This is a genomic window from Streptomyces sp. B21-105 (genome assembly GCF_036898465.1).
GTDB lineage: Bacteria > Actinomycetota > Actinomycetes > Streptomycetales > Streptomycetaceae > Streptomyces.
This window is the reverse complement of sequence record NZ_JARUMJ010000001.1, coordinates 6,532,047-6,555,906: the sequence shown is the minus strand read 5'-3', so window position 1 is coordinate 6,555,906 and position 23,860 is coordinate 6,532,047. Positions and strand designations below refer to the sequence as shown.

Here is a 23,860-nt window from a genome sequence, read left to right as displayed (position 1 = left end):
CCGGCCGCACGCCGCACAGGTTCCGGTCGGGGTCTACGCGTCCTTCTTGGTCAGCCGGGTGATGCCGGCGATGCGGTACGCGTCCGCCTCCTCCAGGGTCTCGTGCTCCAGCAACGCCAGGGCGAGGGCGTCCAGCTGCTCCCGGTGGTCGCGGAGTTTGCCGCAGGCCTCCTCGTAGCACTCGTCGACGATGCGGCGCATCTCGTGGTCGATGACGTCGAGGGTCGCCGGGGCGGCGGCGAGGCCGTAGGCCTGCTGGGCGTCGTCGGGGAGGGCGGAGAGGCGGCCCACCCGTTCGCTCATGCCCCACCGCGCGACCATCCCGCGCGCGATGTTGGTGACCTGCTCCAGGTCGTTCTCGGCGCCGGTCGTGACGACGCCGTAGACGATATGTTCGGCCGCCATGCCGCCGAGGGCGCCGATGATCCGGCCGCGCAGATACTCCTCGGAGAGCGCGTACCGCTCCACCTCGGGCGTCGACAGGGTCACCCCGAGGGCACGGCCGCGCGGCACGATGGTGACCTTGCGGACCGGGTCGGCGCCGGGCTGCAGCATGCCGAGGAGGGCGTGGCCGCTCTCGTGGAAGGCAGTGCGCCGGCGATCCTCCTCGGGCATGATCAGCGTGCGCTCGGCCCCGAGCTGCACCTTCTCCAGCGCCTCGGACAGGTCGGACTGCGTCACCTGTTCCTGTTCGCGCTTCACGGCGAGCAGCGCGGCCTCGTTGGCGAGGTTGGCCAGATCCGCTCCCGTCATGCCCGGGGTCGTGCGCGCCACCCGGGCCAGGTCCACGTCCGCCGCCAGCGGGATGTCGCGGGTGTGGATGGCGAGGATCGCCTCGCGTCCGGCACGGTCCGGCGGAGAGACGCTGACCACCCGGTCGAAGCGGCCGGGCCGGGTGAGCGCCGGGTCCAGGATGTCGGCGCGGTTGGTCGCCGCGATGACGATGACGCCCTCGGCGCCCGAGAAGCCGTCCATCTCGGTGAGGATCTGGTTCAGCGTCTGCTCGCGCTCGTCGTGCCCGCCCACCGAGGCGCCGCCGCTGCGGATGCGCCCGATGGTGTCGATCTCGTCGATGAAGATGATCGACGGGGCCACCTTGCGGGCCTCGGCGAACAGTTCACGCACGCGGGACGCGCCGACGCCCACGATCATCTCGATGAACTCGGAGGCCGAGGCGGAGAAGAACGGCACGCCGGCCTCGCCCGCAACCGCGCGCGCCAGCAGGGTCTTGCCGGTGCCCGGCGACCCTGCGAGCAGCACACCGCGGGGCATCTTCGCGCCCATCCGGCGGTAGACCTCGGGGTGTTCGAGGAAGTCGACGACGTCGTCCAGCTCGCCCTTGACCTCGTCGATGCCGGCCACGTCGGCGAACGTGGTGCGCCGGCCGTCGGGCCGCAGGCCCACCGGTTTGGGCGGTGTCTTGCGCCCGAGGATGCCGCCCGCGCCGCCCGGACCGCCGCCGAAGCGCCGGGCGAAGAAGATCCACACGGCGACCAGGAACACGATCGGCACCAGCGAGAGCAGCAGGTTGGCCAGCAGACTGCGCTGCTGCACGACCGGCCGCGCGGTCACCGTGACGTCCTGGCGGTCCAGGCTCTGCCAGAGGTCGTCGTCCGCGAAGGCCGGGCGCTGGGTGGTGAACTTGGTGTACTGGCCGCCGCCGTCGGGGTCGTCGCGGGCCTTCTTGAGCTGGCCCTGGATGGCGTCGCCCTTGGAGTAGATCTTGTCGACGTTGCCCGCGTCGACCTGTCTGCTGAACTCCGTGTAGGAGATCGTCGGCTCGTCGCCCCCGCCGAGGTAGTTCAGTCCTACGTACACCAGCAGGAAGACGATCACCGCGGTGACTGCCAGTCCCCACCAGCGGCCGCGCGCCTTCCTGCCGTCCGGGGGGCGTGGTCCCTCGTCGTCCGGGGTCCCCTCGGTGCGCCAGGGCTGGTCGGGGGCCTTGCGCTCCGGAGCGGCATTGCTCATATCTGGACGCTACGACAGAGCGCCGGGCACGGCATGCGCTGAGCGGTGCGCGGGGACGCGCGAAGGGCGCCCTCCGGCACGGGAGGACGCCCTTCGCGGCTGACGTACTAGGGACTCAGCCCATGAACTTCTTGAACTCGTCCGGCAGCTCGAAGTCCTGGGCGCCCTGCTGCGGCAGCCCGAGCGCGTTGCCGCCCTGGGCCTGCGCCTCGCGGCGCTGGGCCGCCTCCAGCTCCTGCTGCTTGCGCTTCATCGGGTTGCCGGAGCGCTGCTTGCCCTTGGCCTGCTTGGGCTGCTTCCGCTGCCGGCCGGCGCCGCCGCCCATGCCCGGCATCCCCGGCATCCCGGGCATGCCGCCGCCCTGGGCCATCCGGGACATCATCTTGCGGGCCTCGAAGAACCGCTCGACCAGCCCCTTCACGGCGCTGACCTCGACGCCGGAACCCTTGGCGATACGGGCGCGGCGCGAGCCGTTGATGATCGTCGGCTCCTGGCGCTCGGCCGGGGTCATCGACTTGATGATCGCGGCGGTGCGGTCGACGTCCCGCTCGTCGAGGTTGGCGATCTGGTCCTTGATCTGGCCCATGCCGGGCAGCATGCCGAGCAGCTTGGAGATGCTGCCCATCTTCCTGACCTGCTCCATCTGGGCCAGGAAGTCGTCCAGGGTGAAGTCCTGGCCCTTCTTGGACGCCAGCTTGGAGGCCATTTTCTCGGCCTCTTCCTGACTGAACGTCTTCTCCGCCTGCTCGATCAGGGTGAGCAGGTCGCCCATGTCGAGGATGCGGGAGGCCATCCGGTCGGGGTGGAAGGCGTCGAACTCGTCGAGCTTCTCGCCGTTCGAGGCGAACATGATCGGCTTGCCGGTCACCGAGGCGATCGACAGGGCCGCGCCGCCGCGGGCGTCGCCGTCGAGCTTGGACAGCACGACGCCGTCGAAGCCGACGCCGTCGCGGAAGGCCTCGGCGGTGTTGACGGCGTCCTGGCCGATCATCGCGTCGACGACGAAGAGGATCTCGTCGGGCGAGACGGCGTCGCGGATGTCGGCGGCCTGCTGCATCAGCTCGGCATCGATACCGAGACGGCCGGCCGTGTCGACGACCACGATGTCGTGGACCTTGGCCTTCGCGAACTCGATGGAGTCCTTGGCGACCTGGACCGGGTCGCCCACCCCGTTGCCGGGCTGCGGGGCGTAGACGGCCACGCCGGCCCGCTCGGCGACGACGCTGAGCTGGTTGACGGCGTTGGGTCGCTGGAGGTCGCAGGCGACGAGCAGCGGCGAGTGGCCCTGCTCCTTCAGCCAGCGGCCGAGCTTGCCTGCGAGGGTGGTCTTACCGGCGCCCTGGAGGCCGGCCAGCATGATCACCGTGGGCGGCTGCTTGGCGAAGCGAAGGCGGCGGGTCTCCCCGCCGAGGATCGTGACGAGTTCCTCGTTGACGATCTTCAGGACCTGCTGGGCGGGGTTCAGCGCCTTGGAGACCTCGGCGCCGAGGGCGCGCTCCTTGACGTTCTTGATGAACGTGCGGACGACCGGCAGGGCCACGTCGGCTTCGAGGAGGGCGATGCGGATCTCGCGCGCCGTGGCGTCGATGTCCGCTTCGCTCAGGCGCCCCTTGCCGCGCAAGTTCTTGAAGGTCGCTGAGAGGCGATCGGAGAGAGTATCGAACACGGCGGCGTCGGTCCTCGGTGTCGGGGGCGGTCTGAGCGTCTTCCAGGGTATCCGGCCGCGCAAGACCTTCGTCCCCGCCTGCTGTATTCAGCGGACGGGGACGGGCCGCGCGGGGGCGGGGTGCACGCCGTGCGCTCACGCCCGCAGCGTCTCCTCCAGCTTCTGGGCGACGGCGACGGCGTCGTCGCCCAGCAGGGGCGCGCCGTCCGCTCCGGTGACGTAGAAAGCGTCCACGGCGTTCGCGCCCAGCGTCGAGACATGCATGCTCCGCACCCGCAGGCCCTCGTCCTCCAGCGCCTGTCCGATGCGGAACAGCAGCCCCGGCGCGTCCTGGGCGCGTACCTCGATGACGGTGGCGTGCCGGGAGGCCGCGGAGGCGACCGTGACGCGGGGCGGCGGCGCGACCCAGCCCCGGCGGCGGGGGTAGGCGGCGTCCCGCTCGGCGAGCCGGCCGGCGATGTCCAGCGAGCCGTCCAGGGCGCGTACGAGGTCGGCGCGCAGCCGGGCCGCCTGGGGCAGCGAGCCGTACTCGGCGGCGACCCGCCAGTTCAGCAGCAGGACCGAGCCGTCGACGCCGTCCGGGAGGTCCTGGGCGCGCAGTTCGGCGGTGCGTACGGTCAGGCGGTGCACGGCGAGGACGCCGGCCACCGCGGGCAGCACGCCCGCCTGGTCCGGTACGGCGATGAGCAGCTCCACGCCGAGCGGCTCGGGGTCGCCGGCCGGCTGCTCCCCCGTCGTCTCGGCGGGCGTCTCGGTCTGGGCCCGCAGGGAGAGCACCGGGCTGCCCGTGGCGATCGCCTCGATGGCCAGCCGCTCCTGCTCGGCGGTGGGCGCGGTGTCGTCCGGCTCCTCCGGTTCGTCGCCGGCGAGGACCGCCGCGACCCGTTTGACGAGGTCCGCCACGAGCGAACCCCGCCAGGACGACCAGGCGGCGGGCCCGGTGGCCAGCGCGTCGGCCTCGGTGAGGGCGTGCAGCAGCTCGAGCGTGCCCTGCGAGCCGACCGCGTCGGCGACCGCGCGCACGGTGGCCGGGTCCTCCAGGTCGCGCCGGGTGGCGGTGTCGACGAGCAGCAGGTGGTGCCGTACGAGCGCGGAGAGGACGGCGACGTCGGCGCGGTCGAAGCCGATGCGGGCGGCGACGTCCTTGGCGATGATCTCGCCGGCCACCGAGTGGTCGCCGGGCCAGCCCTTGCCGATGTCGTGCAGCAGCGCGGCGACCAGCAGGAGGTCGGGCCGGTGGACGCGGCGGGTGAACTCGGAGGCGCGCACGGCGGTCTCGATGAGGTGCCGGTCGACGGTCCAGATGTGCACGGCGTTGCGCTGCGGCCGGCAGCGCACCCGCTCCCAGTCGGGCAGCAGCTGCGTGATCAGCCCTTCGGCCTCCAGCGCCTCCCACACCTCGATGGTGGGCTGACCGGAGCCGAGCAGGGTCACCAGCTGCTCACGGGCCTCGGCGGGCCACGGCGTGGGCAGCGGGCGCACGGTGGCGGCGAGGCGCCGGACGGCGTGCAGGGACAGCGGCAGGCCGGCCTGCGCGGCGGCGGCCGCGGCGCGCAGCGGGAGCACGGGGTCGCGTTCGGGGCGGGCGGCGCGGGCGAGCACCACTTCGCCGTCCTGTTCGACGACCCCTTCGGCCAGCGGAGACCGCTCGGGCGCGGGCTTGCCGCCCCCCAGCATGGCGCGCAGTCGGGGCCGCACGGCGCGTGAGCGCAGTACGCGTCCCACCTCGCGCCAGGTGACGTCACTCGCGTACGAGATGACGCGTGCCGCCTCGTACACCTGCCGCAGCAGGGTGTCGGCGTCCAGCAGGTCCAGCTCGGCGGCCACCTGGTCCTGCTCCTGGAGCGCGAGGCGGTCGGTGGCCCGGCCGGTGGCCAGGTGGAGGGCGTCGCGTACGTCGAGGAGCCGGCGGCGGGCGTCGGCGAGGCCTTCGCGGGGGGCGTCCGCGAGCCAGGAGGCGGCGACGGCGCGCAGCGCGGTGGCGTCGCGCAGTCCGCCGCGCGCCTCTTTCAGGTCCGGTTCCAGCAGGTACTGCAGTTCGCCCTGGCGCTCGGCGCGCTCGGCGCACAGTTCCTGGAGTTCGGGCAGGCGTCTGGGCGCCTGGTTGCGCCAGTCGGCGAGGACGGACGTCCGCAGCCCGGCGGTGAGGCCGAGGTCGCCGGCGAGGTGGCGGGCGTCCAGCAGGCCGAGCTGGACCTTGAGGTCCTCGCCGGCGGTCTTGCGGGCCTCGGCGGGCGTGCGGACGGAGTGGTCGAGGGCGAGGCCGAGGTCCCAGACGGGGTACCAGAGGCGGTCGGCGAGGGCGGCGACGGTCTTGCTGTCGGCGCCGTCGTGCAGCAGCAGGAGGTCGAGGTCGCTGCGCGGGGAGAGCTCGCCCCGGCCGTAGCCGCCGACGGCGACCAGGGAGACGCCCTTGAGTTCCTCGGCGCCGGCCGTGAAGAGCCCGGTCAGCCAGTCGTCGGTCAGTTCGGCGAGGGCCGCACGGCGCGGCGGCCCGGACCGCGCCTCCTCGGTGAGGAGGCGCAGCCGGGCCGCCGCGTAGCCGCTGGGTCCCGAGTCCTCTGCATCCTTGCGCACGTCCGTACTCGTCACCCAGCGACTCCTGTTCTGTTCTGCCGTCAGAGCGCGTCCGGGCCGCGCTCGCCGGTGCGGACCCGTACGGCGGTCTCGACCGGGAGGGACCAGACCTTGCCGTCACCGATCTTGCCGGTGCGGGCCGCCTTGACGATGACGTCGATCAGCTGCTCGGCGTCGTCGTCCTCGGCCAGCACCTCGATGCGGATCTTGGGGACCAGGTCGACCGTGTACTCGGCGCCGCGGTAGACCTCGGTGTGTCCCCGCTGACGACCGTAGCCGCTGGCCTCGGTGACCGTCAGTCCGTGCACGCCGAACGCCTGCAGGGCTTCCTTGATCTCGTCGAGCCGGTGGGGCTTGACGACGGCGGTGATGAGCTTCATGCGTCCACCTTCTTGCTCGCGCCGGCGACCGCGGTCGGCAGGGCGGTCGTACGGGCGGCGCCGCCACCGGCACCGCTGAAGTCGTATGCGGTCTCGGCGTGCTCGGCCTGGTCGATGCCGGCGATCTCGTCGTCCTCGGAGACCCGCATGCCGATGGTCTTGTCGAGGAGGAAGGCGAGGATCGCGGAGACCACCAGCGAGTAGCCGAGGACCGCGAAGACTCCGGCGCACTGCTTCCAGAACTGGTCGAGGCCGCCGCCGTAGAAGAGGCCCTCGACGTCGGACTGGCCCTTGCCGGTGGCGAAGAAGCCGATCAGCAGGGAGCCGACGATTCCGCCGACCATGTGGACGCCGACGACGTCGAGCGAGTCGTCGTAACCGAACTTGTACTTCAGGCCGACGGCCATGGCGCAGAGCACACCGGCGATGGCGCCGACGGCGATCGCGCCGAGCGGGGAGACCGCACCGCCCGAGGGGGTGATGGCGACCAGACCGGCGACCGCGCCGGAGGCGGCGCCCAACGTGGTGAACGCGCCGTGGCGGATCTTCTCGTAGATGAGCCAGGCCAGCATGGCGGCGGCGGTGGCGACCTGCGTGTTGACGAACATCAGCGCGCCGACGCCGTCGTCGTTGCCGAGCCACGAGCCGGCGTTGAAGCCGAACCAGCCGAACCACAGCAGACCGGCGCCGAGCATGACCAGCGGCAGGCTGTGCGGGCGCATCGGGTCCTTCTTGAACCCGACGCGCTTGCCGATGACGAGGATCACGCCGAGGGCCGCGGCGCCGGCGTTGATGTGGACCGCCGTACCGCCGGCGAAGTCGATGACGCCCAGCTCGAAGGCCCAGCCGCCGGCGCCCCAGACCCAGTGCGCGACCGGGAAGTAGACGACGGTGGCCCACAGGGCGACGAACAGCGCCCAGGCGGTGAACTTGACGCGGTCGGCGAGCGCACCGCTGATCAGGGCGGGCGTGATGATCGCGAACATCATCTGGAAGACCAGGAACACGAAGATCGGGATCGTGTAGCCGTCCCACAGCTGTGTCAGGCCGATGTCGCTGAGGCCGACCCAGTCGGAGTTCCAGCCGATGAGGCCGCCGGAGTCGGTCCCGAAGGCGAGCGAGAAGCCGTACAACACCCACAGGATGGTGACGATCCCGATGCTGATGAAGCTCATCATCAGCATGTTCAGCGTGCTTTTGACCCGGACCATGCCTCCGTAGAAGAAGGCGAGGCCCGGGGTCATGATCAGCACCAGGGCGGAACAGATGAGCATGAAGCCTGTGTTCGCGGAGGACAGCTTGGGTGCCTCCGCGGCAAGCGTGATGGCTGCTGCCATCGGCGTCTCCTCGTCGTAGGTACGGCCCCGTGCGGGCGAAACCGGATCGGGTTCGTGAGGGGTGGGCCGGTTATGCGCCATGAGATTCGCGCAGCACCGTTTCGGTGGAGGCCCCTCGTTGTTTCGCCGCCGTGACGAAGGCGCCGTGTGCGTTACGCCTCGGTGAACTGGCTGATGTTCGCCGAGCGGATCGTTATCGTGGCGCAACCTTCACCGAGGGAGGGAAACCGGCCGCGGCCGGCCTTCCGATGACCTGGCATGGGGGAGCCGAGTCGGGCAGTTCGGGAGGACCGGCCGCGGCCGGGTTCTGGGGGTTTCGCCCGGTGGACCGCTGTCCGCGGCCGGCCGGGCGCGGTGGAATCAGACCGCTTCGGCCGTCTCCGGCAGCTCGGCCGTGAGCCGCTCGGTCAGGTCCACGACCGCGGAGAGGTCCCCGAAATCGCGTACGGCGCTGTCGACGGTCTTGCGGATACGAGTGTTGACGCGCTCGGAGCGCACTTTCTTGCCCTCTTTCATGGCCTGCGTGGCGAGAACCGTGCTCTGCTCGGGCTCGCGCTGCAGCAGGTGGACGGTGGCCATGCCGATCAGGTTCAGCACGTAGGAGCGCTGATGGTCGCCGTCACCGGCGAACAGTTCGACGGCCCGCCGCATCAGGGGCTCGGCCAGCGAGGCGTAGGCGGGGCTGCGGCCGGCGACGTAGGCGAGGTCGCGGAAGGAGTGGCTGTTCTCGCCGTACAGCTCGGCCTCGGAGAAGAAGCGGATCCAGGCGGGCTCGGGCTCGTCCCACTCGTCAGTCTCGGCGAAGGTGTCCTCGGCCATCCGGACGGCTCGCTTGCACCGGCCGGGCTGGCCCATGTTGGCGTAGGCGCGGGCCTCCATCGCATACAGCATCGACTGGGTGCGCGGGCCGGCGCAGTCCCTGCTGCCGTACTGGGCGAGGTGGATCAGCTCCAGCGCGTCCTCGGGCCGGCCGAGGTGGATCATCTGGCGGCTCATGCTCGACAGCACGTAGCTGCCGAGCGGCCGGTCGCCGGCCTCCTTCGCCGCGTGCAGGGCCAGCACGAAGTACTTCTGCGCGGTCGGCTGGAGCCCCACGTCGTAGCTCATCCAGCCGGCGAGTTCGGCCAGCTCGGCGGCGACCTTGAAGAGCCTGCGCGAGGTGGACTCGGGCTGGGGCTCCTGAAGCAGGTCGGTCACCTCGTGCAGCTGGCCCACGACGGCCTTGCGGCGCAGACCGCCGCCGCACTGTGCGTCCCACTGCCGGAACATCACGGTGGTGGACTCCAGCAGGTCCAGCTCGGGCCGGGAGAGCCGGCCGCGGGCCCGGCTGGTCGGCACCGACTCCGGCTCCTCGAGCGGAGCGGCCGGCGAGGGGACCAGCCAGCGCTGCATCGGCTCGATCAGGGACGGCCCCGCGCAGAGGGCCAGCGACGTGCCGAGGAAGCCGCGGCGCGCCAGCATCAGGTCGCTGCGCGAGAACTCGCTGAGCTGGGCCACCGTCTGCGGGGCCGTCCACGGCAGGTCGACGCCGGTCGCGGAGGGCACCTGCCGGGCCGCGCGCAGTCCGAGGTCCTCGACCGAGACGACGCAGCCGAACCGCTCGGAGAACAGCTCGGAGAGGATTCTGGGGATGGGCTCGCGGGGATTCTCGCCGTCCAGCCAGCGGCGTACGCGCGAGGTGTCGGTGGAGATGTGGTTGGCGCCCAACTGGCGTGCGCGACGGTTGACTTGACGTGCGAGTTCGCCCTTCGACCAGCCGCTCCGCACGAACCACGAGGTGAGCAGCTCGTTCGGGCGCCTGTCCGCGCCCGCAGCGTTGTTCCCGCTTCCGCCGTTGCCGCTCACTGGAACGCCCCCATCCCTGAGACCACTTGTCACTGAGTGCGCCAAGCCTTATCAGAATGCCGGTAAATAGGTCCCGCCGTACGGCACTTGTCACCCTTCGAACGGAAACCCGACTTGCCTCCGGCATACCCACGAGCACATGCGCCCCCAGGACCCGCCTACTCAAAGTAATCCTACGATCACGGTCCCAGCCACGCCGATCCCTGAATCGCCACCATTCGCCACCCCTTCGAATGAACTCCCCACGGCCCGTACGCGATTCACTTGACAGAGAACGGCCAGGGATGAGCGGAGCGAAGCACTCAGGGGCGCGCGGAGCCCAGCTCACCACCCGCGGCACTCCAGGGCGCTGCCTGGATCGAGCGACCCCGGGGAAGCGGAAGCACGCAGAGCCACGGTACTCGACCGCTGCGTAACCAGCGGCGCGCAGGACCCGTTGGAGGGGGCATGGGCTTCACGATCGGCGGCATTCGCCAGATCCGCTCCGGCGCGCGCAGGCGCGGTCGCTCGTCCGAGTGCACCGCCGTCGCCGAGTTCACGGGACTGTGGGGCTGGGACGCGGTGCCCGGCGCACGGGCCGCGGGCGGCGTCTGCTCCTGCGGACGCCCCGAGTGCCGCGAACCGGGTGCGCACCCCCTGGAGTTCGCCCCGCGCGTCCCGGCCGGCGCCACCCTCGACGACGTCGGCAGGACCTGGGGCGGATTCCCGGGCGCCGCCGTGATGCTGCCCGTCGGGCGGATGTTCGACGTGCTCGACGTCGCCGAGTCCGCCGGGCGGCGCGCCCTGGTCCGCCTCGAGCGCATGGGCCTGCCGCTCGGCCCGGTCATCGCCACGCCCGAGGGCCGCACCCAGTTCTTCGTCGCCCCCGGCGCCGCCGCCGAGCTGACGGACCTGCTCTACCGGATGGGGTGGGACGATCCGGCCGCCCTCGACCTGCGCGGCCTCGGCCCCGGCGCCTTCGTCACGGCCCCGCCCTCCGACCGCGGCGGTCTCGGCCCGGTGCGTTGGCTGCGCCCGCCCGCGCTGGACTCGGCGACCCGCCCGCCGGAGGCCCGGCTGCTGCTGGGGACGCTGGCGTACCTGGCCCACCGGTCACGCGCCCAGGGCCCGCCGGAGACCCTCGGCCGCACCGCCTGACGTCTGCCGCCGGGACGCCCAGCACCCCGCGGGACCGCATGACGCCACGGCAGCGGCCCTCCCCCGCACGGGCCCGGCGACGTACACAGCGAAGCGCCCGCTCCGACTGCATCTCGGAGCGGGCGCTTCTTCCGTGCCCCCGGCGTGCCGCTCGGCACACCTGACGGACGACGCGGACGTGGCGGGCGGGTACGCGGCCTGCGATGCGCGGCCGGTCGGTCCCCGCCGGTCAGTCCCCGATAAGTGCGTCAACGAAGGCCTCCGGCTCGAACGGCGCGAGGTCGTCAGCCCCCTCGCCCAGTCCGACCAGCTTGACCGGGACGCCCAACTCGCGCTGGACCGCGACCACGATGCCGCCCTTCGCCGTGCCGTCCAGCTTGGTCAGCACGATGCCGGTGATGTCGACGACCTCGGCGAAGACCCGGGCCTGGACGAGCCCGTTCTGCCCGGTGGTGGCGTCGAGCACGAGCAGCACCTCGTCCAGCGGGGCGTGCTTCTCGACGACCCGCTTGACCTTGCCGAGCTCGTCCATCAGACCGGTCTTGGTGTGCAGCCGGCCGGCGGTGTCGATGAGGACGACGTCCACCCCCATCTCCTTGCCCTCCTTCACCGCGTCGAACGCGACGGAGGCGGGGTCGCCGGCCTCGGGACCGCGCACGGTGTGCGCGCCGACCCGCTCGCCCCAGGTCTGGAGCTGGTCGGCGGCGGCCGCGCGGAAGGTGTCGGCGGCGCCCAGGACGACGGTGCGCCCGTCGGCCACGAGCACGCGCGCGAGCTTGCCGGTGGTGGTGGTCTTGCCGGTGCCGTTGACGCCGACGACCATCACGATGCCCGGCTTGCGGTCCTCGGGCTCGGTCTTCACCGTGCGGTCGACGTCGGCGCCGACCAGCTTGAGCAGTTCCTCGCGCAGCAGCGCGCGCAGCTCCTCGGGCGTGCGGGTGCCGAGCACCTTCACGCGCTCGCGCAGCCGCTCGACCAGCTCCTGGGTGGGGGCCACGCCGACGTCGGCGGTGAGCAGCGTGTCCTCGATCTCCTCCCAGGTGTCCTCGTCGAGGTGCTCGCGCGAGAGCAGCGTGAGCAGCCCCTTGCCCAGGGCGTTCTGCGAGCGGGACAGCCGGGCGCGCAGGCGCACCAGCCGCCCCTCGGTGGGCTCCGGGATCTCGAGCTCGGGAACCTCGAGAGGGGGGACTACGGGGGGTTCCTCGACGGCGGTGCCGGTCGAGCCGCCGTCGGGAAGATCCACCTCCTCGATCGTGCGGCGCGGTTCGTCGCGCGGCGTCTCGGCCTCGTCGCCGACGTGCGGTTCGGCCGGAGGGGCGGTGATGTCGGGCGCTGCGGGGGGCGGCGGGGGCAGCGGCTTCTTCCGCCGGCTGCCGACGACCAGCCCGCCGAGCACCGCGAGCACGACCACGGCGATGACTACAGCAAGGATGACGGTTTCCATAACCATGCCAGTATGCGTGACCTCCCCGCTCGACCGTTCGTTGTCCACGCGAGGCCACCGGCCCCGGGCCGGGCTGGCCCGCCCGTCCCACTTCGCGTCGGCCGGGAAGCCCCTCAGGGGCGGAGTCACAACGGCTCCAGTACGCGCGAGCGAGGGAGCTGTCGGGTGCGCGCAGAGGCACACCCAGGGTGTGTCGTGACCCATACGGTGGGTCGCGACACACCCTTCCGGCATGTAACGGGACCCTCGCCCGGGCGTGCCGAACGAGGACACACCACACCCCTGGCCACCTGACGGAACGTCAGCTATCGTCCCCCTCCACACCCGAAGGGGGCCCATGCCCGTCACCGTCGTCCGATTCAACCTCGTCGCCCCCGGTGCGACCCCCGCCGAGCTGGGCGTCCGCTACCGGGCCGCGCTGGAGATGGCCGCGTACGCGGACCGGCACGGGGTGACCCTCGTGCAGACCGAGGAGCATCACGGCGTCGAGAACAACTGGCTGCCGTCGCCCTTCGTCTTCGCGGGCGCGGTGCTGGGGGCGACGCGGCGACTGGCGGTGACCGTCTCGGCCGTCATCGGGCCGCTGCACGACCCGCTGCGGCTGGCCGAGGACATCGCGGTGCTGGATCTGCTGAGCGGCGGGCGGCTGGTCACGGTCGCCGGAATCGGCTACCGGCCGGAGGAGTACGCCCGGGCCGGGGTGGACTGGAAGCGGCGGGGTCGGCTCCAGGACGAGCTGCTGGAGACCGTGCTGAAGGCCTGGACCGGCGAGGAGTTCACCTACCGGGGCCGCACGGTACGGGTCACCCCCCGCCCGGCGACCGATCCGCACCCCCTGCTGCTGGTGGGCGGGTCCTCGAAGGCCGCCGCCCGCCGGGCCGCGCGGCTCGGGCTGCCCTTCTTCCCCAGCGCCCATCTGCCGGATCTGGAGGCGTACTACAAGGAGCGGCTGACCGAGTACGGGACCGAAGGCTGGACGATGATGCCGGGCGCCGAGACGCCCCTGCTGCACATCGCCGAGGATCCGGACCGGGCGTGGGCCGAGTACGGCGAGCGGTTCCTGCACGAGGCGCGGACCTACGCCTCCTGGCAGTCGGGCGAGATCAGTTCCGCGGTGAAGTCGGGGGCGACGACGGTGGCGGAGCTGCGGGAGGAGGGCGTCTACCGGATCCTCACGCCGGACGCGTGCGTGGCACAGGGGCTCGACAACCTCGTCCTGCATCCGCTGGCGGGCGGGATGCCGGTGGAGGAGGGGTGGCGCAGTCTGCGGCTGTTCTGCGAAGGCGTGCTGCCCCGGCTCGGGGGGTGAGCCGGGGCAGCACGTCCTACGGGTGTCGAGGAGCCGGCAGCGGGGACTCGGCCCGGCTCCTCGAGATCGGGGGCCACTCGGGCAGCGGCCGTCTGTCGGGAAGCGTCAGCCCATCTCCTCCAGCGCCTTGCCCTTCGTCTCCTTGACGTACCTCAGGACGAACGGGATGGAGAGCGCTGCGAAGGCCGTGTAGATCACGTAGGTGGCGGAGAGGTTCCAGTCGGCCAGCGACGGGAAGCTCGCCGTGATGGCCCAGTTGGCGATCCACTGCGCGGAGGCGGCCACGCCGAGCGCCGCGGCGCGGATGCGGTTGGGGAACATCTCGCCGAGGAAGACCCAGACGACGACACCCCAGGACAGGGCGAAGAAGAGGACGAACACGTGGGCGGCGATCAGGGCGACCCAGCCCTGGGTGGCCGGCAGCTTGCCGTCGACGAGGTCGAAGGAGAACGCCCAGGCCTCCAGCGCGAGGCCGACGACCATGCCGACGGAGCCGATCAGGGCCAGCGGCCTGCGGCCGATGCGGTCCACGAAGATCATCGCGATGACGGTGCCGAGGATGTTGATGATCGACGTCGTGAACGAGTAGAAGAACGAGTCCGTCGGGTCGACGCCGACCGACTGCCACAGCGTCGAGGAGTAGTAGAACGCGACGTTGATGCCGACGAACTGCTGGAAGACCGACAGGCCGATGCCGATCCAGACGATCGGCTTGAAGAAGAAGGAACCGCCGAGCAGGTCCTTGAACGTCGACTTGTGCTCGCTCTTCATCGCGTGCTCGATCTCGGCGACGCGGGCGTCCAGGTCGACGCTGCCGCCTTCGACCTCTTCGAGGATCTCGCGGGCCCGCTCGCGCTTGCCGACGGAGATCAGGAAGCGGGGGGACTCGGGGATGGCGAAGGAGAGCAGGCCGTACAGGACGGCCGGGACCACCATGACGCCGAGCATGACCTGCCAGGCCTCCAGGCCCATGAGCTCACCGCGCTGGTCGCCCTCGGCGGAGTTGAGCAGTCCCCAGTTGACCAGCTGGGAGATCGCGATGCCGATGACGATCGCGGCCTGCTGGAAGGAGCCGAGCCGGCCGCGGTAGGCGGGCGGGGCGACCTCCGCGATGTAGGCGGGGCCGATGACGGAGGCCATGCCGATGGCGAAGCCGCCGACGACCCGCCAGGCGGCGAAGTCCCAGAGCGCGAAGGGCAGCGCCGAGCCGACGGCGCTGACCGTGAACAGCACGGCGGCGATCTGCATGACCCGGATGCGGCCGATGCGGTCCGCGATGCGGCCGGCGGTCGCTGCGCCGACGGCGCAGCCGATCAGGGCGATGGCGATGACCTGCGCCAGGGCCGCGGAGCCGACGTCGTAGCGGTCCCGGATGGCCTCGACCGCGCCGTTGATCACGGAGCTGTCGTAGCCGAAGAGGAATCCGCCCATCGCGGCCGCCGCCGCGATGAAGACGACGTGCCCGAGATGTTCGGGGTGAGCCGTCCCGGCTCCTGACTTGTGCGCCTGCTCTGTGCTGGTCACGTTCAACTCCTCGGGCCGTCGGCAGCGCTGCCGACGGGGTCAGCACCTCCAGATAGGTGGCATCTGAAGGTAAAATCAACGGTGCCGAGACTATGCCTTCAAGTTCTGAAGTCAATAGGGCTCGGTTGTGACTTTTCAGCGCCCACGTGACGGGAGTGTGTTCGACTTCTGAAGCTTGACTGGGTGTGCAGCAGAGTGGGAGCCGGATTGCGGGTTACCCGCTCCGGCCGCTCAACGCAGGCGCTGGCTGATGACCTTCGACACACCGTCGCCCTGCATGGACACGCCGTACAGCGCATCGGCGACCTCCATCGTGCGCTTCTGGTGCGTGATCACGATCAGCTGCGAGGACTCCTGCAGCTCCTGCATGATGCGGATGAGTCGCTGCAGGTTGGTGTCGTCGAGGGCGGCCTCGACCTCGTCCATGACGTAGAACGGGCTGGGCCGTGCCTTGAAGATCGACACCAGCATGGCGACCGCGGTCAGCGACCGCTCGCCGCCGGAGAGCAGACTGAGCCGTTTGACCTTCTTGCCCGGGGGCCGGGCCTCTACGTCCACGCCCGTGGTGAGCATGTTGTCGGGGTCGGTCAGGATCAACCGCCCCTCGCCACCCGGGAACAGCCGGCCGAACACTCCCTCGAACTGACGTGCGGTATCCCGGAAGGCCTCGGTGAAAACCTGCTCGACGCGCTCGTCGACCTCCTTCACGACCTGAAGGAGGTCGGTCCGGGTCTTCTTGAGGTCCTCCAGCTGCTCGCTGAGGAACTTGTGCCGCTCCTCCAGCGCGGAGAACTCCTCCAGCGCCAGCGGGTTCACCTTGCCGAGCTGCTGGTAGGCGCGCTCGGCCGACCGCAGGCGCTTCTCCTGCTCGACGCGCCGGAACGGCCTCGGCTGGTTGCGCGGGTCCTCCGGGTCCTCGGGCAGCACCTCGCCCTCGGCGGGCGGCGACGGCGGCACGAGCTGATGCGGCCCGTACTCGGAGACGAGCCCCGCGGGCTCCACGCCGAGCTCCTCCAGAGCCTTGGTCTCCAGTTGCTCGATCCGCATCCGCTTCTCGGCGCCGAGCACCTCGCCGCGGTGCACCGAGTCCGTCAGCTTGTCCAGCTCACCCTTCAGATCACGCCCGGCGGTGCGGGCGGCGGTCAGTTCCTGCTCGCGCCGTGCCTTGGCCGCGTCGGCGGCGACCCGCTCCGCCTCGGCCCGGCCCACGGACACCTCGACGTGGGCGAGCAGTTGCCGCGCGCCTGAGGCCACGGCCTCCGCGACGGCCGCCTCCTGGCGCAGCCGCGCCCGCCGCTGCTCGGCACGCGCGCGTGCCTCGCGTTCCGCCCGCGCGGCCCGGTCCAGCGAGTCGGCCCGCCCGGCCAGCCCCTTGACCCGCTCCTCGTGGGTACGGACCTGAAGCCGGGCCTCCATCTCGGTCTGCCGCGCGTTGGCCCCGTCGGCGGCGAGCCGGTCCCGCACGGAGGAGTCGGGCTCCTCGTCGGCCGGCGCCTCCTCGGCGACGGCCAGCCGGGCCGACAGTTCCTCGGCCTCCTCCACCGCCCGGTCGAGCGCTTCCTGCGCCCGCGCCGCGGCCGCCGCGGACCGCTCGGCCTCGCCGGCCGCGCCCCGGGCCTGCCCCGCGAGCCGCCCGAGCTGCTGCGCCACGGCCGACTTCTCCCGGTCGGCGGCCCGCCGCCGCTCCCCCATCTCCTCGACGAGCGCGGCACACACCTGGCGACGCTCGCCGGCCGTGCGCTGCGCCTCCGCGAGCTCAGCGCAGCGCACTGCCAGCTCGTCGAGCTCGGCGGCCGCCTCGTCGACGGATGCCTGCACCTCCAGCAGGCTGGGCGCCCCGGCGGACCCGCCGTGCGCGAAATGCGCGCCCAGCAGATCGCCCTCGGCGGTGACCGCGGTGAGGTCCGGGCGGGCGTAGACCAATTCCTCGGCGTCCTCCAGCGTGCCCACGACCACGATCCCCCGCAGCAGCCGGCGCACGGCGGGCATGAGCTCGGCGGGACCCCGCACGAGATCAGCGGCGTACGGCAGCGCGACGGCACACTGCCGGTCGGCGGACTGCCACTGGGCGCGTTGCCGGTCGGCGGGGTGATGATCGGTGGGCTGCCGGTCGCCCGACTGATGGTCGGCGGGGTGATGGTCGATGCGCTGCCGGTCGGCGGACTGCGCGTCAGAGGGCCGGCTGTCCGTGGGCTCGCCGACGGCGTGTCGCCGTTCGGTGGGCCGGCCGACCGCGGGCTGGCCGACGGCCTGTTGCCCGTCCGAGGGCTGGCGGGCGGTGGGCTGACCCTCGGTGGACGGCCCGCCAATGCCGCCCCCGTCCGTCAGCCGGTGGTCGGTGCGCTGCCCGGCGGCGGGCTGCCCGGCCGCGAGCCGGCCGGCGGCGTGTTGTACGTCGAGGGGCTGACCGTCCGTGGGCCGGCAGGCGGTGCGCTGTTCCTCGGGCGGGTCGTCGACGGCGCCGCTGAGCAGCAGCGCGGCGCGACCCGCGTCCTGCTTGCGCAGCAGACGGATGGCTTCGGCCGCCGCGGCGGGCGTCGTCACCGCGATCGCGTCGGCGGCGGCGCCGAAGGCCGCCGCCAGCGCGACCTCGTGGCCCGACGTCACCGTCAGCAGTCCGGCCGCCGGACCCAGCAGGCCGTTCAGGCGGTCGCGTGCGGCGAGCAGCGCGCCCGTGCCGTCCTTGCGGCGCAGGCCCAGGGCGAGGGCGTCGCGGCGGGCGCGGGTCGCGGCGCGGCTGCGTTCGGCGGCCGTGGCCGCCTCGCGGGCGTCGGTGAGCGCGGTCTCCGCTTCGGCGAGCTGCCGCTTGGCGCTCTCGTGCCGCTCGGCGAGCTCGTGGTCGTCCGCGTCGAGGCCGTCGACCTCCGCCTTGAGCGCCTCGTACTCCTCCTGTGCGGTGACCGCCCGTTCCTGCGCCTCGTCGCGGGCCGCGGCGAGGCGGTCGATCTCGGCCTGCGCCGAGGCGGCGCGCGAACGGGCCGCGTTGACCTGGCCGTTCAGCCGGGCCAGGCCCTCGCGGCGGTCGGCGATGGCCCGGGCGACGTCCTTCAGCCGCCGTTCCTCGACGGAGAGTTCCCGTTCCAGGTCCGCGCGGTGGGCGACGGTGTCGTCGAGCGCGTGCTGGGCCGCTTCGAGAGCAGCCTCCAGTTCGGCCTCCTGCTCGCGGATCCGGGCCGCCTCACGCTCCATGTCCTCGGGGTCGCGGCCGCGCCGCTCCTCGGGGGGTGCGGAAGTGGCGCTCTTCACCCGGGCGTCGGCGAGCGAGACGGTGCCCCGGACGCGCTCGGCGAGCTGGGACAGCTCGTACCAGGTCTGCTGGGCCCGCTGGAGACGCGGGGTGAGCTGCCGGACCTCGTCCTCCAGGAGGGCCTCGCGCTGGAGAGCCTTTTTCAGCTCCTGCTCGGCCGCGTCCTTGCGTTCCTTGAGCGCGGCCTCGTCGGCGACCTCCGTCCGCAGGGCCTCCCGCAGCGTGACGAGATCGTCGGCGAGCAGGCGCAGCCTGGCGTCACGCAGATCGGCCTGGATGACGGCGGCGCGGCGGGCCACGGCGGCCTGGCGGCCGAGCGGCTTGAGCTGACGCCGGAGTTCGTCGGTGAGGTCCTGCACGCGCGCGAGGTTGGCCTGCATCGCGTCCAGCTTGCGGAGCGCCTTCTCCTTGCGCTTGCGGTGCTTGAGGACGCCCGCCGCCTCCTCGATGAACGCCCGGCGGCCCATGGGGTCGGCGTGCAGGACGGAGTCGAGCTGGCCCTGGCCGACGATCACGTGCATCTCACGGCCGATGCCGGAGTCGGAGAGCAGGTCCTGGATGTCGAGCAGCCGGCAGGTGTCGCCGTTGATCTGGTATTCGCTGCCGCCGTTGCGGAACATGATCCGCGTGATGGTGACCTCGGCGTACTCGATGGGCAGCGCCCCGTCGGAGTTGTCGATGGTCAGGGACACCTCGGCGCGGCCCAGCGGGGGACGGCCGGTGGTGCCGGCGAAGATCACGTCCTCCATCTTGCCGCCGCGCAGCGACTTGGCGCCCTGCTCGCCCATGACCCAGCTGAGCGCGTCGACGACGTTGGACTTGCCCGAGCCGTTGGGTCCTACGACGCACGTGATCCCCGGTTCGAACCGGAGCGTGGTCGCGGAGGCGAACGACTTGAACCCCCGCAGGGTCAGGGCCTTGAGGTGCACGGCGCTGGACTCTACCTCCCGGGGGTGTCTCACTCCATGAACCCGCGGTTTCACCCATGAACGCGCAGGGCACACCAAACGTTAAGAGACTGAAAGGGTGCGCGGGGGAATCAAGGGCGGGGCGCAGGCATCGGGGAAGTACGGGGGCGCGAAATGCCGGGCGGGACAAGAAAGAAGGGACGCCGAAGCGTCCCTTGCAAACTCTGACAACTTAGCGGTCCGACGCGGTGAGAGTGAGCCGCCCGACCGTGCGTGCCGTTGTGCGGCGTGCAGCGATCAGGTGAGCGCAGGCTCCGCCTGGCGTGCGTCGATGCTCTCCATAAGCGATTCGTGAGAAGCGGCAGCCGTCAGCGCGTCGTTCTCGGCCTGGATCCGTCCGAGCTCGGATTCCAGGTCCTGTACACGCTGCTGGAGCCGTCGCATCTCGGCGAGGAGTCGCGGGTCGGAGCCGCCGACGTAACCGAGAAGCGCCTTTGCCATGATGGATGGTCCTCCACAATGAGTGACCGACCGAAGCGGTGTGGGTCGTGAGGGATGAGCACCCGCGGTGCTTGGCAGGATCTTGTTCGTGCTGCCGTTCATCCATGCCGAACAGCTGGGGTGCGCGGGGTGCTTTCAGCGTCTCACCAAAAAGTTTGACGGTCAACACGATCACGCCCCGCATTGGCGGGCGACCCGGTGGCGCGCGGCCGGAACGGCGGCGCTGCGACTCCTGCGGGGCCTCGATGCGTGGCGATCATCCTGCAGTGCAGGAGCCTGCCACGGCAAGCGATTCTTGGCAATCACCTGCCCCTTTCTGCTGGGGCACGTGCCCGTGGCATTCCCCCGCGCTTTCCCCGAGCGTGCTCGGCGGAGGTTCTCAGCGGATCGCGAAGCCGTCGTAACCGCCGCGCGGTGTGTCCCATATCTCGGTGACTCCGTCAACGCGTCCGGGCGTGTCGCCACCCAGAAGCCAGCCGAGCAGTTCCTCGCACCCCTCTTTGGCCCCTTCGGCGACCACCTGAACCCGGCCGTCGGCCACATTGAGAGCAAAACCACTCAGGCCGCCGATCTCCAGCGCCTTGGCCCGCGTGAACCAGCGGAATCCCACGCCCTGCACGTGTCCACGCACCCAGGCGACCAGTCGTACATCCTCGCTCATGGGTGCAACCTAACCGGGCAAAGTCTCTCGGGGCACTTCCTCCCCCAGCGCCATGGGGTACCGTCCCCACCCAATGATTCTCATATGAAACTCACTCGATCGGGTGAGTCAGGTCGACCAGAGGGAGCATGAGGCGCGTGTCGCCCCAGAGCTTCGGCCGACCACCTGAGAACACCGCTCGGACGAGGAAGGCAAGGACATGGGACGCCACCGACGCTCCGCCGCCGGCCGCGCCGCCACGAGCCGCGCCACGGGGGTCACACAGACGCACGGCTCGTATGCGGACAGCCACACAGCGCAGGACGCGCACACCGAAACCCTCCCCACGATCGGCATCGCGCCGTATCTGAACCCGGAGGCCTACGCGGACTCCGTCGCGAGGAGCCAGGAGTACCTGTACGCGGAGGGCGGCCACGCCCACGGCGACACCGCGGTGTTCGCGGCCGACGGCTTCACCCCCGACGGCGGCGCCCACCGGCCGGGGGCGAACCGGGCGGGAGCGGGCCGCCGCCGCAAGCGCGTCGCCACGCCGGTGAAGTCCGGTCTGCTCGGCGTCTCCGCGGCGGTGGCGATCGGCACGGTCGCCGTGGCCACGGGTGTGGTGCCCGGCATCGACGGCTACCGCCTCGGAGGCGGTAGCGGCGGCTCCGGCGACAGGGTCCAGGCCGCTGCCGGTTCGCCGACCAACTCGGCCTCCGAGCAGGGCGGCACGTCCGGCTCGGCCGACGACGACCGCGGCTCCGCCCCGACCAGCCGCGACGCCGGCCGGTCGGTCTCGCCCGCCGCTCCGACCGCGCCCTCCCCCTCTGCCTCCCCCTCCTCGTCGGCGCCGACCAAGACGGCACCCGAGAAGCCCGAGTCCACGCCGTCCAAAACGCCTTCCAAGACGCCGTCCAAGACGCCTTCCGAGACGCCTTCCGAGACGCCGGAGACCACACCGTCCAAGTCGCGCGCCGCCACGAAGGCGCCGGCGAAGCCCGAAGCCCCCGTGACGGTCTCGGCCGAGGCGCAGGCCGCGGCCGAGGTGCTGAAGCTGGTCAACGAGGAGCGGGCCAAGGTCGGCTGCAGCGCCGTCTCCGCGAACAGCGCCCTGTCGGACCTCGCCGAGAAGTTCAGCGACGACATGGCCGCGCGCGGGTTCTTCGACCACACCGACCCCGACGGGGCGACCCCGTGGGACCGGGCGGCCAAGGCCGGCATATCGGGCCTCGGCGGCGAGAACATAGCCCGCGGCCAGGCCGACGCGGCTGCCGTCATGGAGGCCTGGATGAACAGCCCGGGCCACAAGGCGAACATCCTGAACTGCGACTTCAAGACCCTGGGTGTCGGCGTCCACTTCGGCTCCGGCGGCCCTTGGTGGACACAGGACTTCGGCTACTGAGAAAGCCGCAGCTCAAACCCCTCGCGGTCAGGCAGCCCGGGCACGGCCGGCCAGGAAGATCCGCGCGGTCTCGCCGACCCGGCGGCCCAGGTGTTCGGCCGTCGCCAGGTCGGCCTTGTGGACGGCGTCGGGCCCCTCGTCGACGTTGGTCTGCGCGGCGGCGCCCAGGAAGACGCCCAGTCGGTTGAGGTCGTGCTCGGAGCCGGCCGAGTTGTTCCAGCCGGGCAGCAGCCCCAGGCTGACCCAGTGCATGCCGAGCTGCGCGGCCAGGATCTGGAAGAACTGCAGCGTGTGCAGCTTGTCGCCGCTCTTGGAGCCCGAGTTGGTGAATCCGGCGGCCAGCTTGTCCTTCCACACCTGGTCGGGCCAGCGCGCGGAGGTCGCCTCGGCGAAGGCGTGGAAAGCGGCGGACGCGGTGCCCATGTAGGTGGGCGATCCGAACACGACGGCGTCCGACCGGTCGAGCAGCGTCCATTCCTCCTCGGTGATCTCGTCGACCTTGACGAGGTGCACCTCGGCGCCGGAGTCGGCGGCACCGGCACGGACGGCCTCGGCGAGGACGGCGGTGTGGCCGTAGCCGGAGTGGTAGGCGACGGAGACGACAGCGGTGGACATGCATACTCCTGGAAATGTGCAGCTCGGGAACAATGACCACAGGAAAGCACTAACTTTTGGTTAGTGCAACCTGTCGGTTAGCGCTACCTTCGAGTAGGCTTGCCCCATGGACATCACCCGGGAGAGAGCGGAGGACCAGGACCTTCCGTTCGACGTGTTCGCCAAGGCCTGTCCCTCGCGCGGCACACTGGAGCACATCACCGGCCGCTGGGGCGGACTGACCCTCGGAGCGCTGTACGAGGGCTCGTTGCGCTTCAACGAGCTGCGCCGCCGGGTCGACGGCGTGAGCGAGAAGATGCTCTCGCAGACACTGCACGCGCTGGAGCGCGACGGGCTGGTGCACCGGGAGGCGCAGCCGACCAACCCGCCCCGCGTGGACTACGAACTGACCCCGCTCGGGCGGGAGGTGGCCGAGCGCCTGCTGGGCCTCATCCACCTGGTCGAGGGCCGGATGACCGACGTCCTGGCCGCGCGCGAGCGCTACGACGGGACGCGCGGCGCCCTCTGACACTTCGGGCAGAAGTAGCTGGACCGGTTCATCCAGGGACGGCGGCGCATCGGCGTGGCGCACCTCTTGCAGGGCAGACCCTCACGCCCGTAGGCGTCCAGGGACCGGTCGAAGTAGCCCGACTCCCCGTTGACGTTGACGTACAGACTGTCGAAGCTGGTGCCGCCGACGGCGAGGGCCGCGTTCATCACGTCCCGGACATGGCCGAGGAGTTCGAACGTGCGGGGCCGGGTGAAGGCGGCCGTCGGACGGTCATAGTGCAGTCGTGAGCGCCAGAGCGCCTCGTCCGCGTAGATGTTGCCGACGCCGCTGATCAGCGACTGGTCGAGCAGCGCCCGCTTGACGGTGGTGCGCCGCCTGCGCAGCGCCTGATGGAACGCCTCGTCGTCGAACAGCGGGTCGAGGGGGTCGCGGGCGATGTGCGCGATGACGTCCGGGAGCCCGTCCGGGCCGGTCGGATGCAGCGACAGGCCGCCGAAGGTGCGCTGGTCGACGAAGCGGAGCTCGGTGTCCGTGTCGTCCGCGAAGCGCACCCGGATGCGCAGATGCTTCTCGTCGGGGGCGCTCTGCGGCTGGACCAGGAGCTGGCCGCTCATGCCGAGGTGGGCCAGGATCGCCTGGTCGGTGTCCTCCAGCGGCAGCCAGAGGTACTTGCCGCGGCGGCTCGGGGCGCCGATGCGGTGGCCTTCGAGGCGATGCGCGAAGTCGTCGGCGCCGGCCAGGTGGCGGCGCACGGCACGCGGGTGCAGGACTTCGGCGTCGGCGACCATGCGATGTGCGACCCACCGCTCCAGACCGCGCCGGACGACCTCTACCTCGGGCAACTCGGGCATGGCATCCCCCGTTACG

17 protein-coding genes are annotated in these 23,860 nt (G+C 71.6%); 4 read left to right on the top strand and 13 right to left on the bottom strand.

What is annotated here, in order from left to right:
- Positions 1–33 precede the first annotated feature (33 nt).
- The 6 genes from ftsH to nsdA form a co-directional block, all read right to left on the bottom strand.
- Entirely contained in the window at positions 34–1,971 is a 1,938-nt protein-coding gene (ftsH, locus tag QA802_RS29650) for an ATP-dependent zinc metalloprotease FtsH (RefSeq protein ID WP_334528840.1), read from the bottom strand.
- Positions 1,972–2,086: 115 nt separating this feature from the next.
- The gene (gene ffh / locus QA802_RS29645; RefSeq protein WP_334528837.1) at positions 2,087–3,637 is read right to left on the bottom strand and encodes a signal recognition particle protein; all 1,551 of its coding nucleotides are present in this window, start codon (positions 3,635–3,637) and stop codon (positions 2,087–2,089) included.
- Between the two features lie 135 nt (positions 3,638–3,772).
- On the bottom strand, positions 3,773–6,229 hold the full coding sequence (locus QA802_RS29640; RefSeq protein WP_334528834.1) for a [protein-PII] uridylyltransferase: 2,457 nt from the start codon (positions 6,227–6,229) through the stop codon (positions 3,773–3,775).
- A 26-nt stretch (positions 6,230–6,255) separates the two neighbouring features.
- A complete protein-coding gene (locus QA802_RS29635) occupies positions 6,256–6,594 on the bottom strand; it encodes a P-II family nitrogen regulator (protein ID WP_003997576.1) in 339 nt (112 codons plus the stop codon).
- Positions 6,591–7,931: an ammonium transporter gene (locus QA802_RS29630; RefSeq protein WP_334528832.1), complete on the bottom strand. Its 1,341-nt coding sequence runs from the start codon at positions 7,929–7,931 to the stop codon at positions 6,591–6,593. The genes QA802_RS29635 and QA802_RS29630 overlap by 4 nt, the downstream gene beginning before the upstream one ends.
- Positions 7,932–8,291: 360 nt before the next feature.
- Positions 8,292–9,776 carry a transcriptional repressor NsdA gene (nsdA, locus tag QA802_RS29625; protein WP_334528829.1) on the bottom strand — a complete coding sequence of 495 codons (1,485 nt, stop codon included), beginning with the start codon at positions 9,774–9,776 and terminating at the stop codon, positions 8,292–8,294.
- 447 nt (positions 9,777–10,223) lie between these two features.
- On the opposite strand from nsdA, the gene QA802_RS29620 reads away from it, so the two are divergent.
- The gene (locus QA802_RS29620; protein ID WP_334528826.1) at positions 10,224–10,913 is read left to right on the top strand and encodes a bifunctional DNA primase/polymerase; all 690 of its coding nucleotides are present in this window, start codon (positions 10,224–10,226) and stop codon (positions 10,911–10,913) included.
- Positions 10,914–11,142: 229 nt separating this feature from the next.
- Here the strand turns inward: QA802_RS29620 and ftsY are convergent, their stop codons facing one another.
- Positions 11,143–12,357, bottom strand: coding sequence for a signal recognition particle-docking protein FtsY (ftsY, locus tag QA802_RS29615; protein WP_319170289.1), 1,215 nt, complete (start codon positions 12,355–12,357; stop codon positions 11,143–11,145).
- Positions 12,358–12,694: 337 nt separating this feature from the next.
- Here ftsY and QA802_RS29610 point away from each other — a divergent pair, with 337 nt between their 5' ends.
- Positions 12,695–13,666: an LLM class flavin-dependent oxidoreductase gene (locus QA802_RS29610; RefSeq protein ID WP_334528823.1), complete on the top strand. Its 972-nt coding sequence runs from the start codon at positions 12,695–12,697 to the stop codon at positions 13,664–13,666.
- Positions 13,667–13,771: 105 nt separating this feature from the next.
- Here the strand turns inward: QA802_RS29610 and QA802_RS29605 are convergent, their stop codons facing one another.
- The 4 genes from QA802_RS29605 to QA802_RS29590 all read right to left on the bottom strand — a co-directional run bounded on the left by QA802_RS29605 (position 13,772) and on the right by QA802_RS29590 (position 20,507).
- Positions 13,772–15,190 (bottom strand): sugar porter family MFS transporter, encoded by a 1,419-nt coding sequence (locus tag QA802_RS29605; protein WP_334528820.1) that lies wholly within the window; start codon positions 15,188–15,190, stop codon positions 13,772–13,774.
- A 231-nt stretch (positions 15,191–15,421) separates the two neighbouring features.
- A complete protein-coding gene (locus tag QA802_RS29600) occupies positions 15,422–19,366 on the bottom strand; it encodes an SMC hinge domain-related protein (RefSeq protein ID WP_334528817.1) in 3,945 nt (1,314 codons plus the stop codon).
- A 276-nt stretch (positions 19,367–19,642) separates the two neighbouring features.
- Positions 19,643–19,846: a hypothetical protein gene (locus QA802_RS29595; protein WP_109002141.1), complete on the bottom strand. Its 204-nt coding sequence runs from the start codon at positions 19,844–19,846 to the stop codon at positions 19,643–19,645.
- 379 nt (positions 19,847–20,225) lie between these two features.
- A complete protein-coding gene (locus QA802_RS29590; protein WP_319170251.1) occupies positions 20,226–20,507 on the bottom strand; it encodes an acylphosphatase in 282 nt (93 codons plus the stop codon).
- Between the two features lie 199 nt (positions 20,508–20,706).
- On the opposite strand from QA802_RS29590, the gene QA802_RS29585 reads away from it, so the two are divergent.
- Complete coding sequence (locus tag QA802_RS29585; RefSeq protein WP_334528812.1) at positions 20,707–21,888, top strand: CAP domain-containing protein; 1,182 nt, start codon at positions 20,707–20,709, stop codon at positions 21,886–21,888.
- Positions 21,889–21,915: 27 nt separating this feature from the next.
- Here the strand turns inward: QA802_RS29585 and QA802_RS29580 are convergent, their stop codons facing one another.
- The gene (locus tag QA802_RS29580) at positions 21,916–22,503 is read right to left on the bottom strand and encodes a flavodoxin family protein (RefSeq protein ID WP_334528809.1); all 588 of its coding nucleotides are present in this window, start codon (positions 22,501–22,503) and stop codon (positions 21,916–21,918) included.
- A gap of 106 nt (positions 22,504–22,609) precedes the next feature.
- On the opposite strand from QA802_RS29580, the gene QA802_RS29575 reads away from it, so the two are divergent.
- Positions 22,610–23,011, top strand: a complete 402-nt coding sequence (locus QA802_RS29575) for a winged helix-turn-helix transcriptional regulator (RefSeq protein ID WP_319170254.1) — start codon at positions 22,610–22,612, stop codon at positions 23,009–23,011.
- Here QA802_RS29575 and mutM read toward each other — a convergent pair.
- Positions 22,984–23,844 carry a bifunctional DNA-formamidopyrimidine glycosylase/DNA-(apurinic or apyrimidinic site) lyase gene (mutM, locus tag QA802_RS29570; RefSeq protein ID WP_334528806.1) on the bottom strand — a complete coding sequence of 287 codons (861 nt, stop codon included), beginning with the start codon at positions 23,842–23,844 and terminating at the stop codon, positions 22,984–22,986. The two genes, QA802_RS29575 and mutM, sit on opposite strands and share 28 nt — an antisense overlap.
- Positions 23,845–23,860 lie beyond the last annotated feature (16 nt).

Coding starts and splice junctions, on each gene's coding strand:
- QA802_RS29630 (WP_334528832.1), bottom strand. CDS start 7,931: ATGGCAGCAGCCATCACGCTTGCCGCGGAGGCACCCAAGCTGTCCTCC.
- QA802_RS29580 (WP_334528809.1), bottom strand. CDS start 22,503: ATGTCCACCGCTGTCGTCTCCGTCGCCTACCACTCCGGCTACGGCCAC.
- QA802_RS29595 (WP_109002141.1), bottom strand. CDS start 19,846: ATGGCAAAGGCGCTTCTCGGTTACGTCGGCGGCTCCGACCCGCGACTC.
- QA802_RS29620 (WP_334528826.1), top strand. CDS start 10,224: ATGGGCTTCACGATCGGCGGCATTCGCCAGATCCGCTCCGGCGCGCGC.
- mutM (WP_334528806.1), bottom strand. CDS start 23,844: ATGCCCGAGTTGCCCGAGGTAGAGGTCGTCCGGCGCGGTCTGGAGCGG.
- QA802_RS29610 (WP_334528823.1), top strand. CDS start 12,695: ATGCCCGTCACCGTCGTCCGATTCAACCTCGTCGCCCCCGGTGCGACC.
- ftsH (WP_334528840.1), bottom strand. CDS start 1,971: ATGAGCAATGCCGCTCCGGAGCGCAAGGCCCCCGACCAGCCCTGGCGC.
- QA802_RS29585 (WP_334528812.1), top strand. CDS start 20,707: ATGGGACGCCACCGACGCTCCGCCGCCGGCCGCGCCGCCACGAGCCGC.
- ftsY (WP_319170289.1), bottom strand. CDS start 12,357: ATGGAAACCGTCATCCTTGCTGTAGTCATCGCCGTGGTCGTGCTCGCG.
- QA802_RS29635 (WP_003997576.1), bottom strand. CDS start 6,594: ATGAAGCTCATCACCGCCGTCGTCAAGCCCCACCGGCTCGACGAGATC.
- QA802_RS29590 (WP_319170251.1), bottom strand. CDS start 20,507: ATGAGCGAGGATGTACGACTGGTCGCCTGGGTGCGTGGACACGTGCAG.
- QA802_RS29575 (WP_319170254.1), top strand. CDS start 22,610: ATGGACATCACCCGGGAGAGAGCGGAGGACCAGGACCTTCCGTTCGAC.